Genomic DNA, 15957 nt, shown 5'->3' on the forward strand with positions numbered 1-15957 from the left:
CGATCTGACACAGGAGGACTTTCCATGAGTCTCGGTTCATTCATTCGCAAGCAGTTCATCGACATCCTGCAATGGAACGAGGATCGCGACGGCGTGCTCGCCTGGCGCCATCCGATGCAGGATTTCGAAATCCAGTACGGCGCCAGCCTGACCGTGCGGGAATCGCAGATGGCGGTGTTCGTCAACGAAGGCAAGGTGGCCGACGTGTTCGGCCCCGGCATGTACAAGCTGACGACGCAGACGCTGCCGATCCTGACCTACCTGAAGAACTGGGACAAGCTGTTCGAGTCGCCCTTCAAGTCGGACGTCATCTTCTTCAGCACCCGCCTGCAGTTGGGCCGGCGTTGGGGCACGGCGCAGCCGGTGACGTTGCGCGACAGCGAATTCGGCATGGTGCGCCTGCGTGCGTTTGGCGTGTATTCGTACCAGATATCCGATCCCGGCAAGTTCTACCGCGAAATCAGCGGCACGCGCGACGTGTACACCGTGGACGACCTTGAAGCGCAACTGCGCAATATGGTCGTGGCCGCCATGACGACCGCCCTGGGCAGTTCCAAGGTGCCGTTCCTGGACATCGCCGGCAACCAGGGCCTGATGTCGCAGAGCATCGCCGAACAGCTCGCGCCCGTGTTCGACCGCTACGGCGTCAAGCTGGACAACTTCACGGTCGAGAACGTGTCGTTGCCTGAAGAGCTGCAGAAGGCGCTGGACACCCGGATCTCGATGGGCATGGCCGGCGACCTGGGCAAGTTCACGCAGTATCAGACGGCGTCGTCGATTCCGCTGGCCGCGCAGAACGAAGGCGGCATTGCCGGCATCGGGGCGGGCCTGGCGGCCGGCGCGGCGCTGGGCCAGACGATGGCGCAGGGACTGGGCGTTTCTCAGGGCCAGCCCCAGCAGCCGGCCCAACAGCAGCCGCAGCAGCAGCCGCAACAACCCGCCGCTCAGCCCGCGCAGGCCGATCCGGTGCAGCGCCTGCAGCAATTGAAAGACCTGCTGGACAAGGGCCTCATCACGGCGGCGGACTACGACTCGGCCAAGGCCGAGGTGCTGAAGAAACTCACCAGCTAAGGCCCCATGCAGCAGGTTCTGTGTCCGCAGTGCGGCGCCCCAGTCAAGTTCACGTCCGCGGCCTCCGTCATGGCGGTCTGCGGCGCCTGCCGCAGTACCTTGCTCAAGGATGCCGAGTCGGTCAGGCGCATCGGCGAGGCGGCCGACGTCCTTGAGGACTATTCGCCGCTGTGCCTGGGCGCGACGGGCACCTATGACGGCAAGCGCTTTGACGTCATCGGCCGCATCCAGATGCGCTTTGACGAGGGTTTCTGGAACGAGTGGTACGTGTGGTTCGATGACGCGTCCGACGGCTGGCTGTCGGACGCCTCGGGCCAGTATGCCGTCACGCGGCGGCGCAAGGTCAAGTCCGTGCAGGAGATGCCGGCGTTCGACAGCATCTCGCCCGGCGACGAACTGAAACTGGACGGCCAGCGCTTCGTGGCGGCGGACGTGCGCACCAGCCAGGCAGGCGGCGCGCAGGGCGAGCTGCCCTTCGTGCCGGGCGACGGCTGGCAGGCCAAGGTGGCCGACTACCGCAGCCTGGACGCGTTCCTGACGCTGGATTTCTCGGACGGTCCGCAGCCCGAACTCTATATCGGCAAGGCGTTCGACCTGTCCGCCATGCAGACGGGCTCGTTGCGCACCAAAGAACAGGTCGAGGAAACCGCGGGACGCTTTCGCGGCCAGATCAAGGCGCTGGACTGCCCGAACTGCGGCGCGCCGATCTCCTTCGTGGCCGCCATGGCCACGAATGTCGTTTGCCCGTCGTGCGCCGCCGCCGTCGACTGCTCGGGCCCCACCGCCGAGGTCATCGAAAAGGCGCGCAAGGTGCAGAAGATCCGCGCCACGCTGCCGCTGGGCTCGGTCGCCAAGATGGAAGGCGCCGACTTCACGCTGATCGGCCTGATGAAGTGCGCCGATCCCGATCCCGAAGAACCTTCAAGCTGGATGGAATACCTGCTGTTCAACCCGGCCAAGGGGTTCGTCTGGCTGGTGGAGTCCGACGAGGGTTGGGAACGCGTGCAGGTCTGCGACACCTGGCCCAGCCACAACAACGCCACCAGCGTGCGCTGGCGCAACCGGGTGTACCAGAAGCTGTACGACTACACCTCGCGCGTTGAAATGGCGCTGGGCGCGTTCAACTGGCGCGTCAAGGTCGGCGACAGCACGCAGATCACGGATTACCAGGTCGGCACGTTGAAGCTGACCCGCGAACTGGCCGACAAGGAACTGGGCTGGTCGGCGTCGGCGCCGGTGTCGCCGGCGCAACTGGCGCAGTGGTTCGACCGCCCGGAGCTCAATCGCCAGAAGGCGATGCGGATGGCGTCGGCCAAGGGCGGGGGCGGCTATCGCAAATGGGCCAAGGGCGCGCTGATCGCGATGGTGTTCCTGAACTTCAACAATATTTTTGCCGGCCGCTTCATTCCGGTTCTGATCGGGATGGTGTTTCTCTGGCTACCGGCCATGCTGGCCGACATGCTGACAGGCGAGGACGAATAGATGAAGGGCAAGTTGTTGTATGCCATGTACGCGATGGTGGTCGTGCTGGCCACCACCAGCGCCAGTGCGCCGGGCACGCGCCTCTCCGGCGGCAGCAGTAGCAGCAGTTGGGGCAGCAGCTCTTCGGGCGGCTCGGGCTGGTCCTCGGGCGGATCCCACAAGTGACCGTGTACGGGACACCCGGCCGGCACGTGCTGGCGGATTTCCGCGGCGTGGCGCCAGACCTCCTGACCGACGCGCAGGCGCTGGAACGGCACATGACCGCGGCGGCGCGCGCGGCCGGGGCGCAGGTGCTGAGCACCCATTTCCATCATTTCGGGGAAGGGGCGGGGGTAACCGGCGTGATCCTGCTCAGCGAATCCCATATCAGCATCCATTCCTGGCCGGAGCACTGCTTCGCGGCTCTGGACATCTTCATGTGCGGCGCGGCCCGGCCCGAAACCGCGTTGGACTTTCTGCGCGTCGCGCTGGCGCCCGAGTCCGTGCACGTCACCACTGTCGACCGCGGCTGATTCCGCCGCCCGGCGTCTCCCTTGATATTTCATAAACCCCTGTGGCGAGCGAAATTGACGACCGTTATATACCTGGATATATTTCGATCCTGACACGCCGCCATCCACAGGAGAAATACATGTTGCACAAACGCCCGCTCGTGGCGCTGACCGTGGCGCTTGCCGCCGCCTGGAGCGCCAATGCCAGCGCCGGAGAAATCGTGGTGTCGGCCGCCGCCAGCCTGACCAATGCCTTCAAGGAAGTGGCGCAGGGCTTTGAAAAGGAACATGCCGGCACCAAGGTGGTCCTGAACTTCGGCGCCTCCGACGTGCTCTTGCAGCAGATCGTGAAGGGCGCGCCCGCGGATGTATTCGCGTCCGCCGACCAGAAGGCGATGGACAAGGCGGTCGAGGAAAAGGCCGTCAAGCCTGCCACCCGCGTGGACTTCGCGGCCAACCAGATCGTGCTGATCGTTCCGACCGACAGCAAGGCGGGCATCAAATCGCTCAAGGACCTGGAGCGCGACGAGGTCAAGCGCATTGCTTACGGCAATCCGGCCTCGGTGCCGGTCGGCCGCTATACGCAGGCCGCGCTGCAGGCCGAGGGTCTGTGGGACGCCGTGCAGGCCAAGAGCGTGCTGGCGCAGAACGTGCGCCAAAGCCTGGACTACGTGGCGCGCGGCGAGGTCGATGCGGGCTTCGTGTTCGCGACCGACGCGGCCATCATGCCGGGCAAGGTCAATGTCGCCGTGCGCGTGCCGTCGACCACGCCCGTGACCTATCCCATTGCGTTGACCACGCGCGAGTCCGCGGCCAAGGAGGCCGAAAGCTTCGTGGCCTATGTCATGTCGCCCGCCGGGCAGGCGATACTGTCGCGTTTCGGCTTTCAGAAGCCCTGAGTCTTTGTTGAATCGTAGGTATTGATGAGTGATCCGGTCTGGGTCCCGCTGCTGCTTTCCCTGAAAGTGGCCGGTTGGGCGACGCTTTTGGCGACCGTGGCCGGCACGGCTGCGGCGTACGGCCTGTCGCGCTGGCGCTGGCCCGGCCGCGACCTGCTGGACGCCATCCTGACGCTGCCGCTGGTGCTGCCGCCGACCGTGCTGGGTTACTACCTGCTGGTGCTGCTGGGCCGGCGCGGCATCATCGGCGAGACGCTGGCTCGCTGGAATATCGAGCTGGTCTTCACATGGCAGGGCGCCGTGATCGCGGCGTCGGTGGTGGCTTTTCCGCTTGTGTTCAAGTCGGCGCGGGCCGCGTTTGAAAACGTGGATGGCCAGCTTGAAAACGCGGCACGCGTGCTGGGCGTGGGCGAGGCGGGCGTGTTCTTTCGTGTCACCTTGCCGCTGGCTGCCCGCGGCATCGCGGCCGGCGTGCTGCTGGCGTTTGCGCGGGCGCTGGGCGAATTCGGCGCCACGCTGATGATCGCCGGCAACCTGCCGGGCCGCACGCAGACGCTGTCGGTCGCCATCTACGAAGCGGTGCAGGCGGGCGATGACGCCACCGCCAACATGCTGGTGCTGGTCACATCCATCACCTGCATCGTCGTGCTGCTGGCCGCCGGCAAACTGGTGCCCATCGGCGCTGGCCAGCGCAACGGAGGCGGGCGATGAGTATCGACCTTGCCGTGCGCAAGCATATGGTGTCGGGCGACCGCAAATTCAAACTCGACGTGCAGTTCAAGTCGGCCGCCAAACGCATCGCGCTGTTCGGGCCCTCGGGCGCGGGCAAGAGCCTGACCTTGCGGGCCGTGGCCGGATTGCTGCGCCCCGACGCCGGGCGCATCGTCATCAATGGACGGGTGCTGTTCGACAGCGAGTCCGGCATCAACCTGCCGGCGCGATCGCGCCGCGTGGCGTATCTGTTTCAGGACTACGCGCTGTTTCCCCATCTGACCGTGGCGCAGAACATCGCATTCGGCCTGCGCGGCGGTTGGCTCAATCCGCCACGCCGCGAGGTGACGCGCGAGGCGCAGCGCTGGGTCGACGCTTTTGAGCTGGGCGCCATCGTCGGCAGCTATCCCAATGAGATTTCGGGCGGGCAGAAGCAGCGCGTCGCGCTGGCGCGGGCGCTGATGCTGCAGCCCGACATCCTGCTGCTGGACGAACCGTTTTCCGCGCTGGACTCGCAGTTGCGCGGCAAGATGCGGCAGGAACTGGATGCGTTGCAGCGGCAGCTGGATGTGCCGATGCTGCTGATCACGCACGATCCCGCGGACGTGGAGGCCCTGGCCGACGAGGTGTTCGAGGTGCGCGAGGGCAGGGTGGGGCGCCACGACGAGAACGTGGGGCTGTAATCAACATGGTGAAGGCCGGATTCACGTGACGGCCGGACTTGGGTGAAGGCCGCCCTGACTGCAGAAGTCAGTCCAGCACGCCGAGAATCACGCTGGACGCCTTGAAGATCGCCACCGCCTCGGCGCCGACATCCAGCTCCAGGTCTGCGGCGCTCTCGTTCGTGACGATGGCCGCCAGCGTGGCGCCGCCGTCCATGGCAATCAAGATTTCGCTGTTGACGGCGCCCGGGCGCAGATCAGTAATGCGCCCCTGCAACTGGTTGCGCGCCGACAGGCGCAGACCAGGCCCCGGCGCGCCGACGATGACCGACGACGCCTTGACCAGCGCGATGGCTTCCTTGCCGGGCGCAAGGCCCAGCTCTTTGGTGCTTTCGCGGGTGATGGTGGCCGTGACCGTGTGGCCGCCGGCGATGCGCAGCACCACTTCATCGTTGACGGCGCCTTCGCGGATCTCGATGACGGTGCCCAGAAACTTGTTGCGTGCGCTGGTCTTGAGCATGAAACGCCTCATCAGGTCGATGTCGCCGCTGGCATCCAGCCCCGCGCGCGTCAGGTTGTCCATGAACTTGCGGTGTTCGACTTCAAGCGCCCGGAAGGTCGTGATCAGGCGGCGCGCCCGGTCCGTCAGCTGCGTGCCGCCGCCGCCCTTGCCGCCCGCCGCGCGCAGCACCAGCGGTTCGCCGGCCAGGTTGTTCATGGCGTCGATGGCGTCCCACGCGCCCTTGTAGCTCATGCCCACGGCGCGCGCCGCCGCCGTGATCGATCCGGTCGCGTCGATCTGCGCCAGCAGATCAATGCGGTTCTTGCCGCCCCAGGTCTGGGCGCCGGAGCGAAACCAAATGGAGCCGTCGAGTTCAAGCATGGGCGTGTCTGTAGGGATGGCCGGAAGCGACCGGAAGTGTAATGGACCCGGCGCGCGGGGCGTTGGGGAAGTGGTCCTGCGCGGCGTGGAAGTCGTCCTGCACGACCACGGCAGTCCGGACGCGCCGGTGAACAGGCACCCCCAATCTGGCGGCAAGCGCGGCATCGCGTGATCTTGCCTGGAATTTTGGTGGTTGCGAATGAGATTCTGTTGAAACTTTGATGGCTTCGCGGCACTATGTGGTCGCCTTGAACTCACGGAGAGATCGACATGAAAGCGTTGAAATTGCTGACGGCGGGTTCCATGACGGCATTACTGGCGGCCTGCGCCTCAGGCCCAACGGTCAAGAGCGATTACGACCACCAGGCAAATTTTGCGCAGTACCAGACGTTCGGCTACATGTCTCCGCTGGGGACGGACAAGGCCGGCTACAACACGCTGCTGACCGAACGGCTCAAGAGCGCGGCCCGCGGCCAGATGGAAATGCGCGGCTATACCTACAGCGCCACCAATCCCGACCTGCTTCTGAATTTCGGCGCCAAGCTCCAGCAGCAGACCGAAGTCACGCCCGGCTTCGCGCCCATGGGCCCGTATTACGGGTATCGCGCCGGTTTCTACGGCGGCTGGCCCGGCTACGGCTGGGGCGACGACGTCTACCAATACACCGAAGGCACGCTGAGCGTCGACCTGGTGGATGCGCGGCGGCGGCAACTGGTCTGGGAGGGCGTCGCCGTGGGCGAGGTCCAGAATCCCGACAGCGCGGGTTCGGCGGAGAACGTGGACAAGGTGGTGGCGGAGGTCTTCGCCAAATACCCGTTCCGCGCCGGCGTCGGCACGCCGCAGGTGCCGGACAAGACCAAGCGATAGAGGACGCCGCATGACCGCTCGCCGCAAGGCTCTGGCCGAAGACACCGGCGATACGCCGCCCTACGATACCGTCGCGCTCGTGCTGCAGGGTGGCGGCGCGCTCGGTTCCTACCAGGCGGGGGTGTACCAGGGCCTGCACGAAGCCGGCATCCGGCCCAACTGGATTTCCGGCATTTCCATCGGGTCGATCAACGCCGCCATCATCGCAGGATCCCCGGAAGACGAGCGGGTCGACCGGCTGCGCGGCTTCTGGGAAAGTATCTGCCGGCCTACCGGTTTTGCCTCGTTGCCCTGGGGTGATGCCTTCACCCGCATGTTCGAGGGCCAGCCGTTTGGCTTTGGCTCGCCCGCGATGAACGGGCAGGTCTCGGCAATGCAGGCCCTGTTGACCGGCCAGCCCGGTTTCTTTAAGCCGCGCTTTCCGCCGCCCTATCTGGTGCGGGGCCGCGGCGCCGCTTCCACCAGCTTCTACGACACCACGCCGCTGGTCGACACCCTGCGCCAGTTCGTGGATTTCAAGCTGCTCAACAGCGGCGCGGTGCGGGCCAGCTTCGGCGCCGTGAACGTGCGCTCGGGCAACTTCGCGTATTTCGACACCCTGCATCACACGCTGGGGCCCGAGCACGTCATGGCCTCGGGCGCCTTGCCGCCGGGGTTCCCGTCGGTGGAGATCGGCGGCGAGCACTATTGGGACGGCGGCGTGGTCTCCAACACGCCGCTGGCGCAAGTGCTGACCACCGAAAACATGCGTGACACGCTCGCGTTCCAGGTCGACCTCTGGCCGGCGCGCGGCGAACTGCCCACGTCGCTCGAAGAGGTGGCCGAGCGGCAAAAGGATATCCAGTATTCCAGCCGCACCCGTCTGGTCACCGATCAGTTGCGGCGCGTGCTGAAACTGCGGCACGGGCTGCAGCGGCTGCTTGAGCGCCTGCCGGAAAGCGAACGCGACGCGCCGGACCTGGCCGACATCCGCAAGCTTTCGCACACGCCGGCCACCAACATCATCAACCTCATCTACGAGGCCAAGCACCGCGAGCGGTACTCCAAGGACTACGAGTTCGGCACCGAAGCCATGCGCGAGCACTGGGAGTCGGGATTGACGGACATCCGCCGCACGCTTGAAAAGCCGGGCATCCTGGCCCGTCCGACGCAGGACAGCTGCTTCGTCACGCACGACATTCATCGCAACGGCACCCATCATTCGTAGCTGGCGGCGGGATCATCCGGCGGCGTAAAAGTCGGATTGGTCTGATAGATGAGCGGCGACGGGCGCAGAACCCCGCCGTGAGGGTAGCCTTCCGGGACAAACCGCAACCTTGTTCCGGGACGGGCCGCCCCAAAGCGTGCCACCGGCCGTCCTGGTGGAGATCCGCCTTGAACGCTCCCTTTCCTGATCCCGGTATCGCTTCCGTTCACGCTGGCGTTTCTGCCAGCGTTGCGCCTGGCATGACGGCTGGCGTTGCTGCCGGTGTTAATGCTTCCGGCCCGTGGTCTTCCAGCCAGGCGCACGAACCCGTCGACGGCTGGTGGAGCCTGCTCTATTGGGGCTGGACGCTGCAACTGCCCAACGGCGTGCGGCTGGATCTCACCGAGGTCGAGCGCGCCTGCTTTGCGTGCCTGTTGAAGAACCCGCGCCGCGAACTGGCCCGCAGCGAAGTGAAATCCTTGCGGGGCGGCATGAACATGCGGTCGCTCAACGTCGCCATCTGCCGGCTTCGCACCAAGGTCCGCCTTGCGGGCGCACGGCTGCCGCTGCACACGGTGCATGGCGTGGGCTACGCATTCCTGGGCAATCTGCGGGAGCTCGCCACCGGCTAAAGATTGTTGCGGAATTACTCCCGAAAGTTCCCCCGAACTGCCCGAAAGTACGTGATTTCCCCAATATCTGAGTTACATTACTGGGCTATTCACGTGTCGTTGGTGACGCTTGGTCATGATTTGATCGCTGCCTCCTGGCACGTTCGGATTGCTGCGGTTCCTGACGCGATTTCACGACGCGATTCATTACGCTACGCGGGGGTTTCAATGCGGTTTTCGCCTAAACGATTTTCGGGTCTGGCTGTTTCCGGTGGCGTCCTCGCGCTGATATTGGCGGGTTGTGGTGAAAAGCCCCAGATGAATCCTGGCATGCCCCAGGTCAGCGTCGTCACCGTGCAGCCGCAGCGCGCACCCATCGTCTCTGAACTGCCCGGCCGCGTGGACGCCGTGCGCGACGCGCAGATCCGCGCCCGTGTTACCGGCATCGTGCAGCGCATCACGTTCGAGCAGGGCGGCGATGTGAAAGAAAACCAGCTGCTGTTCAAGATCGATCCGGCGCCCTACAAGGCCGCCTACGATCAGGCAACTGCGCAGTTGAAGCAGGCGCAGGCCAACCTGTTCAGCGCCAAGCTGCTGGCCGACCGCTATGCCCCGCTGGTCAAGGCCAACGCCGTCAGCAAGCAGGAATATGACAACGCCGTGGCATCCTTCCGCCAGGCCGACGCCACCGTCGCCGCCGCCAAGGCCGCGCAGGACAACGCCGCGATCAACCTGAGCTACACGGACGTCACCTCGCCGATCACCGGCCGCATCGGCAAGCCGCTGGTCACCGAAGGCGCGCTGGTCGAATCCACCTCCGCCACGCAGATGGCCACGGTGCAGCAGCTGGACCCCATCTACGTCGACTTCACGCAGTCCACCGCCGACCTGGCCGCGCTGCGCCGCGCCTTTGCCAGCGGCCGTCTGCAGCAGGTGGGCAAGGACGCGGCCCGCGCCACCGTCGTGCTCGAAGACGGCTCCGAATACGATCACCCCGGCAAGCTGCTGTTCACGGGCATCACCGTGGATCCCAGCACGGGCCAGGTGAACCTGCGGGCCGAAGTCCCCAATCCCGACGGCATCCTGCTGCCCGGCATGTATGTGCGCGTCCGGCTGGAGCAGGGCTTTGACGACGTTGCCCTGATGGTTCCCCAGCAGGCGCTGCAACGCACGGCCGATGGCAAGCAGAGCCTGATGCTGGTGCGCGACAACAAGATCGCGCAGTCGCCGGTCACCACCGGTGGCGCCTTCCAGAACAACTGGTTGATCACCAGCGGCCTGAAGGCCGGCGACGTGGTGGTGGTCGAGGGCTTCCAAAAGATCCGCCCCGGCGCGCCGGTGCAGGTCAGCCAATGGAAACAGGGCGGGGCGCCTGCACAGGGCGGCGCGCCAGCCGCGCAGCCTGGCGCCAAGCCCGCTGAGGGTGCCGCAGCCCCCGGGGCAGCCCCCGCCGCCAAGCCCGCCGAATCCGCCCCGCAGCCCGGCGCCAAGCCGGCCGAACCTGCCCAGCAGGACAAGGCCGCAGGCCAGAAATCGTAAGCGGCACGCGGCGCAGCAAGCGCCGCGTTCCTCTTTGGTGAGCATCGCTTTCAGAGTCAGCCCACATGCCGCAATTTTTTATCGATCGACCAATCTTCGCCTGGGTAGTCGCCCTTTTCATTCTGCTGGCAGGGGTGTTGGCCATCCCGAACATGCCGGTCGCGCAGTACCCCGATGTGGCGCCGCCCGCCATCACGATCACGGCCACCTACCCGGGCGCGTCCGCCCCGGAAGTGGCCGAGTCGGTCACCAGCATCATCGAAGACCAGCTCAACGGCGCCAAGGGCCTGATCTATTACGAGTCGGTCAGCGATTCCTACGGCACGTCGACCATCACCGCCACGTTTGCGCCCGGCACCAATCCCGACCTGGCACAGGTGGACGTGCAGAACCGCGTGTCCAACGTGATCGCCCAGTTGCCCGCCGCCGTGCAGCAGCAGGGCCTGCAGTATGAGCAGACCAGCACCGGCTTTCTGATGATCGTGACGCTGTCGTCCACGGACGGCACGCTGGACCAGACGGCCCTGGCTGACTACATCACCCGCAACGTGAAGAACCCGGTGTCCCGGGTGCCGGGCGTGGGTCAGTTCCAGCTCTTTGCCGCGCCGCGCGCGATGCGCATCTGGGTGGACCCGGCCAAGCTCGTGGGCTTCAACCTCAGCATGTCAGAGGTCAATAACGCCATCGCCGGCCAGAACGTGCTGATCTCCGGCGGCAGCATCGGCGCGCCGCCCAATCCGGATTCGCAGCGCATCACGGCCACGGTCACGGCCAACGGCCAGCTCAGCACGGTCGACGGCTTCGGCCGGATCGTCCTGCGCGCCAATACCGACGGCTCCAAGGTGCTGCTGCGCGACGTCGCCCGCATCGAGGTCGGCGCCGACAACTACCAGTTCGGCGCCCGCCTGAACGGCAAGCCGACAGCCGCCTTCGCCATTGTGCTGTCGCCCAACGCCAACGCGCTGGCCACGGCGCAAGGCGTGCGCAACCAGATGCAGGAGCTGTCCAAGTACTTCCCGGACAACATCCAGTACTCGGTGCCGTACGACACCGCGCCCTACGTCAAGGTGTCCATCGAACAGGTGCTGCACACCCTGGCTGAAGCCATGGTGCTGGTGTTCCTGGTCATGTATCTGTTCCTGCAGAACGTGCGCTACACGCTGATCCCGGCGCTGGTCGTTCCGGTGGCCATGCTAGGGGCGTTCGCGGTGATGCTGGCGCTTGGATTCTCGATCAACGTGCTGACCATGTTCGCGATGGTGCTTGCCATCGGGATTCTGGTGGACGATGCCATCGTGGTCGTCGAAAACGTTGAACGGATCATGGCGACCGAGGGCTTGCCGCCCAAAGAGGCCACCAAGAAGGCCATGCCGCAGATCAGCGGCGCCATCATCGGGATTACGCTGGTGCTGGTGACAGTGTTCCTGCCGCTGGCCTTCATGAGCGGGTCGGTGGGCGTGATCTACCGTCAGTTCTCGGTGGCCATGGCCGTGTCCATCTTCTTCTCGGCACTGCTGGCGCTGACCTTCACGCCGGCGCTGTGCGCCACCATCCTCAAGCCGGTGGCCAAGGGCCACCACGAGGACAAGAAGGGTTTCTTCGGCTGGTTCAACCGCAAGTTCGACGCCACCACCCACGGCTACCAGAACTGGGTGTCGCGCATCCTGCACAAGGGCGGCCGGATGATGCTGGTGTTCCTGGTGCTGGTCCTCTTGCTGGGCTGGCTGTACCTGCGTCTGCCGTCGTCGTTCCTGCCCGAGGAAGACCAGGGCTATGTGGTCAGCAACATCGAGCTGCCCACCGGCGCCAGCGCCAATCGCACGGTCGAGGTCATCGAGCAGGTCGAAAAATACTTCCAGAGCATTCCCGCCGTCGAGAACATCATCGCCGTGCAGGGCTACAGCTTCAACGGCAACGGCCTGAACGCCGCCATTGCGTTCACCACGCTCAAGGACTTCAAGGACCGCAAGGAGCGCCAGGATTCCGCCGGCGCCATTGCGTTCACCGCTTTCGAGAAGCAGCTCATGGGCATCCATGATGCGCAGGTGTTCACGCTGGTGCCGCCGGCCATTTCGTCGCTGGGCAACGCCACGGGCTTCGATCTGCGCCTGCAGGACCGCGGCGCGGCCGGCACCGAGGCGCTGGCCGCGGCCACCGCCCAGCTGATGGGCGAGGCCATGAAGAGCCCGATCCTGTCGCAGGTCCGCATCACGGGCCTGTCGGCGGGCACGCAGCTCACGCTGAACATCGACCGCGACAAGGCGGCCGCGTTGGGCGTGGACTTCAATGAAGCCGCCTCGCTCATTTCCACCGCCGTCGGCTCGGCGTATCTCAGCAAGTTCCCCAACATGGGCCGGATGCAGAACATCTGGGTCCAGGCCGATGCGCCGTACCGCATGCAGTTGTCCGACGTGCTCAAGCTGAACGCGCGCAACGGGCAGGGCGGGATGGTGCCGCTGTCGACGTTCGTGTCGGCGGAATGGGTTCAGGGGCCGGTGCAGGTGGTGCGCTACAACAGCTACGAGTCCATGCGTATCGGCGGCGCCTCGGCGCCGGGCTACTCCACCGGTCAGGCCATGGAAGAAATGCAGCGTCTGGTCGCCCAGTTGCCGCAAGGCTTCGGCTACGAGTGGACCGGGCTGTCCTACCAGGAATTGCAGGCCGGCAACCAGGCCCCGATCCTGATGGGCCTGTCGCTGCTGGTCGTGTTCCTGGTGCTGGCCGCGCTGTACGAAAGCTGGGCCATCCCCATTTCCGTCATGCTGGTGGTGCCGCTGGGCATGCTGGGCGCGGTGGCGCTGGTCAGCGCGCTGGGCATGTCCAACGACGTGTACTTCCAGGTCGGGATGGTGACCGTGATCGGCTTGGCGGCCAAGAACGCCATTCTTATCGTGGAGTTCGCCAAGGACCAGTACGCCCGCGGCATGGGTCTTTATGAATCCGCGGTCGAGGCGGCGCGATTGCGTTTCCGTCCGATTCTGATGACGTCGCTGGCGTTCATCCTGGGCGTGATCCCGCTGGCGATGGCCACCGGCGCCGGTGCGGCCAGCCAGCGCGCAGTGGGCCTGGGCGTGCTGGGCGGCATGCTGGCCGCCACGCCGTTCGCCGTGATTTTCGTGCCGACGTTCTTCGTGGTGGTGCTGGGTCTCTTCAAGACCCGCCCGCGCCTGTTGGGCGCCGAAAAGCGTCTCTTCGAGGAAGAACAGGCTGCCAAGAAGGCGGAGGCCGAAAAGGCGTCCTTGCCCGGAACGCCGCAGCCCGCACAACCCACTGGTGGCCAGGAGGGCAAGGAATGAAAGCCCTGATGTTCAGACAGACCGCCTTGTCCGCCTTTGTGGCGGTGGCGTTGGCCGGCTGCTCGCTGGCTCCCGATTACAAGCGTCCCGACGCGCCGGTCAGCCCGGCGTGGCCCGACCAGCCCAAGGTGCAGTACGGCGCGTATACGCGCGCCACCACGCAGGGCTCGCAGCCCGCCGCCGACGTGATGCCGCAAGCCGGCACGCCTGCCGCGGACCTGGGCTGGCGCGAATTTTTCCGCGACCCGCGCCTGCAGGCGTTGATCGAACTGTCGCTGGTCAACAACCGCGACCTGCGCGTTGCGGTCCAGCGTGTCGAAGAAGCCAGGGCGCAGTACGGCATCCAGCGCGGCGCGCAATGGCCCAGCATCGGCGCCGGCATCCAGGGCCAGCGTCAGCATCTGCCGGCCAACATGCGGGCCGGCGGTCCCGATTCCAGTTCCATCAGCAGTTCGTACCAGGCCGGGATCGGTCTGACGACCTTCGAGATCGACCTGTTCGGCCGCTTGCGCAACCTGTCCGAAGCCGCGTACCAGCAGTACCTGTCGACGGAACAGGCACAAAAAAGCGTGCACATCACGCTGGTCGGATCCGTCGCGCAGTCTTATTTCAATCTGCGCGCGGCCGAGGTCCAGCTGGAATTGACGCAGCGCACGCTGGCCTCGCGCCAGGAATCGTATGACCTGGTCAAACGCCGCTTCGATGGCGGCGTCGCGTCCGAACTGGACCTGAACCAATCCAAGTCGCTGCTGGACACGGCTTCCGCCGACCTGGCGCAACTGGCCCGCGCCCGGTCGCAAGCCATGAACGCGCTGGTGCTGGTGGTGGGCACGCCGCTGCCCGACACGCTGCCCCCGCCGGCCACGTTCGGCCGCGACCAGTTGCTGGCCACGGTGCCGTCCGGCCTGCCGTCCGACCTACTGGAACGTCGTCCCGACATCGCGGCCGCCGAAAACCAGTTGCTGTCCGCCAATGCCAACATCGGCGCGGCGCGCGCGGCGTTTTTCCCGACCATCTCGCTGACCGGCCTGTTGGGCGTGGCCAGTCCGTCGCTGGGCGACCTCTTCAAGGGCGGGCAGGGCTACTGGAGCTTCTCGCCGTCGATCACGACGCCGCTATTTGCCGGCGGCAGCATCCGCGAGGGACTGAGCCTGGCCAAGGCGCGCGACAATATCGCCGTCACGCAGTACGAACAGACCATCCAGCAGGCGTTCCGCGAAGTGTCGGACGCGCTGGCGGGCGAGGCCACCTACGGGGCGCAGCTCGACGCCCAGCGCGCGCTGCAGGATTCGTCGGCGCGGACGCTGGAGTTGTCGAATTTGCGTTATACCAACGGTATCGACAGCTACCTGCAGGTGCAGACCGCGCAGGTGGACTTTTTCAACGCCCAGCTGTCGCTCGTGCAAACCGGCCTGGCCGCGCTGATCAACCGCGTGGAGCTGTACAAGGCGCTGGGCGGCGGCTGGGAAGAAACAACGAAAGTGCAATGATAGAACTCGGTGTAAATATTGATCACGTCGCCACGCTGCGGCAGCAGCGCCATACGGCTTATCCCGACCCGATCGCCGCCGCGCTGCGCGCCGAAGATGCTGGCGCCGACCTGATCACGCTGCATCTGCGCGAAGACCGGCGCCACATCCAGGACGCCGACGTCTACGCGATCCGCCCGCAACTGCGCACCCGCATGAACCTGGAATGCGCGGTCACGCCGGAAATGCTGGAGATCGCCTGCGCGGTCAAGCCCAGCGACGTCTGCCTGGTGCCCGAAAAGCGCACCGAGCTCACGACCGAGGGCGGGCTTGAAGTGGCCGGCGCCTTTGGCCCCGTATCCGACGCCGTGGCGCTGCTGGCCGAAGCCGGCATCCGCGTGTCGCTGTTCATCGATCCGGACCCAGTCCAGATCGCCGCAGCCGCCAAGGCCGGCGCACCCGTCATCGAACTGCACACCGGCGCCTACGCCGAAGCCGAGGGCGAAGCCGCCGAAGCGGAACTGCAACGCATCCGCGTGGCCGTGGCCGAAGGGCTGCGCCACGGGTTGCGTGTGAACGCCGGCCATGGCCTGCACTATGGCAACGTCAAGCCGGTGGCCGCGCTGGACGGCATTTCCGAACTCAACATCGGCCACGCCATCGTCGCGCAGGCTATCTTCGACGGCTGGGAAAAGGCCGTGTGCGACATGAAGGCGCTGATGGTGCAGGCGCGCCTGCACGCGCTGCGCGGGCTTTGAACGCGGGCCGATGACGCGTTTTGACCGCTAGC

15 protein-coding genes are annotated in these 15957 nt (G+C 65.8%); 14 read left to right on the plus strand and 1 reads right to left on the minus strand.

Going from position 1 to position 15957, the window contains the following annotated elements:
• The first annotated feature begins 24 nt into the window (after positions 1 to 24).
• From MHZ91_RS08270 to MHZ91_RS08300, 7 genes are all read left to right on the plus strand, one after another.
• Positions 25 to 1071: an SPFH domain-containing protein gene (locus MHZ91_RS08270; protein WP_239213235.1), complete on the plus strand. Its 1047-nt coding sequence runs from the start codon at positions 25 to 27 to the stop codon at positions 1069 to 1071.
• Between the two features lie 6 nt (positions 1072 to 1077).
• A complete protein-coding gene (locus MHZ91_RS08275) occupies positions 1078 to 2553 on the plus strand; it encodes a DUF4178 domain-containing protein (protein ID WP_239213237.1) in 1476 nt (491 codons plus the stop codon).
• Positions 2554 to 2718 (plus strand): hypothetical protein, encoded by a 165-nt coding sequence (locus MHZ91_RS08280; RefSeq protein WP_175138093.1) that lies wholly within the window; start codon positions 2554 to 2556, stop codon positions 2716 to 2718.
• On the plus strand, positions 2715 to 3065 hold the full coding sequence (gene speD / locus MHZ91_RS08285) for an adenosylmethionine decarboxylase (protein ID WP_175123636.1): 351 nt from the start codon (positions 2715 to 2717) through the stop codon (positions 3063 to 3065). The genes MHZ91_RS08280 and speD overlap by 4 nt, the downstream gene beginning before the upstream one ends.
• A 119-nt stretch (positions 3066 to 3184) precedes the next feature.
• Positions 3185 to 3943, plus strand: coding sequence for a molybdate ABC transporter substrate-binding protein (gene modA / locus MHZ91_RS08290; RefSeq protein WP_239213239.1), 759 nt, complete (start codon positions 3185 to 3187; stop codon positions 3941 to 3943).
• Between the two features lie 24 nt (positions 3944 to 3967).
• Complete coding sequence (gene modB, locus MHZ91_RS08295) at positions 3968 to 4654, plus strand: molybdate ABC transporter permease subunit (RefSeq protein WP_175123634.1); 687 nt, start codon at positions 3968 to 3970, stop codon at positions 4652 to 4654.
• Positions 4651 to 5337, plus strand: coding sequence for a sulfate/molybdate ABC transporter ATP-binding protein (locus MHZ91_RS08300; RefSeq protein WP_239213241.1), 687 nt, complete (start codon positions 4651 to 4653; stop codon positions 5335 to 5337). The genes modB and MHZ91_RS08300 overlap by 4 nt, the downstream gene beginning before the upstream one ends.
• A gap of 67 nt (positions 5338 to 5404) precedes the next feature.
• Here MHZ91_RS08300 and MHZ91_RS08305 read toward each other — a convergent pair whose 3' ends face one another.
• A complete protein-coding gene (locus MHZ91_RS08305) occupies positions 5405 to 6199 on the minus strand; it encodes a TOBE domain-containing protein (RefSeq protein WP_239213243.1) in 795 nt (264 codons plus the stop codon).
• Between the two features lie 270 nt (positions 6200 to 6469).
• On the opposite strand from MHZ91_RS08305, the gene MHZ91_RS08310 reads away from it, so the two are divergent.
• The 7 genes from MHZ91_RS08310 (at position 6470) to pdxJ (ending at position 15925) form a co-directional block, all read left to right on the plus strand.
• A complete protein-coding gene (locus MHZ91_RS08310) occupies positions 6470 to 7066 on the plus strand; it encodes a DUF4136 domain-containing protein (RefSeq protein WP_175138098.1) in 597 nt (198 codons plus the stop codon).
• 10 nt (positions 7067 to 7076) lie between these two features.
• The gene (locus MHZ91_RS08315) at positions 7077 to 8273 is read left to right on the plus strand and encodes a patatin-like phospholipase family protein (protein WP_239213245.1); all 1197 of its coding nucleotides are present in this window, start codon (positions 7077 to 7079) and stop codon (positions 8271 to 8273) included.
• Between the two features lie 167 nt (positions 8274 to 8440).
• Positions 8441 to 8884: a helix-turn-helix domain-containing protein gene (locus MHZ91_RS08320; protein WP_239213247.1), complete on the plus strand. Its 444-nt coding sequence runs from the start codon at positions 8441 to 8443 to the stop codon at positions 8882 to 8884.
• 207 nt (positions 8885 to 9091) lie between these two features.
• Complete coding sequence (locus MHZ91_RS08325) at positions 9092 to 10402, plus strand: efflux RND transporter periplasmic adaptor subunit (RefSeq protein ID WP_175123628.1); 1311 nt, start codon at positions 9092 to 9094, stop codon at positions 10400 to 10402.
• 65 nt (positions 10403 to 10467) lie between these two features.
• Entirely contained in the window at positions 10468 to 13698 is a 3231-nt protein-coding gene (locus tag MHZ91_RS08330; protein ID WP_239213249.1) for a multidrug efflux RND transporter permease subunit, read from the plus strand.
• Complete coding sequence (locus tag MHZ91_RS08335) at positions 13695 to 15188, plus strand: efflux transporter outer membrane subunit (RefSeq protein ID WP_239213251.1); 1494 nt, start codon at positions 13695 to 13697, stop codon at positions 15186 to 15188. The genes MHZ91_RS08330 and MHZ91_RS08335 overlap by 4 nt, the downstream gene beginning before the upstream one ends.
• Positions 15185 to 15925, plus strand: a complete 741-nt coding sequence (gene pdxJ / locus MHZ91_RS08340) for a pyridoxine 5'-phosphate synthase (protein ID WP_239213253.1) — start codon at positions 15185 to 15187, stop codon at positions 15923 to 15925. The genes MHZ91_RS08335 and pdxJ overlap by 4 nt, the downstream gene beginning before the upstream one ends.
• Positions 15926 to 15957 lie beyond the last annotated feature (32 nt).

Source organism: Achromobacter sp. ACRQX (genome assembly GCF_022346505.1).
Classification (GTDB): domain Bacteria; phylum Pseudomonadota; class Gammaproteobacteria; order Burkholderiales; family Burkholderiaceae_B; genus Achromobacter; species Achromobacter animicus.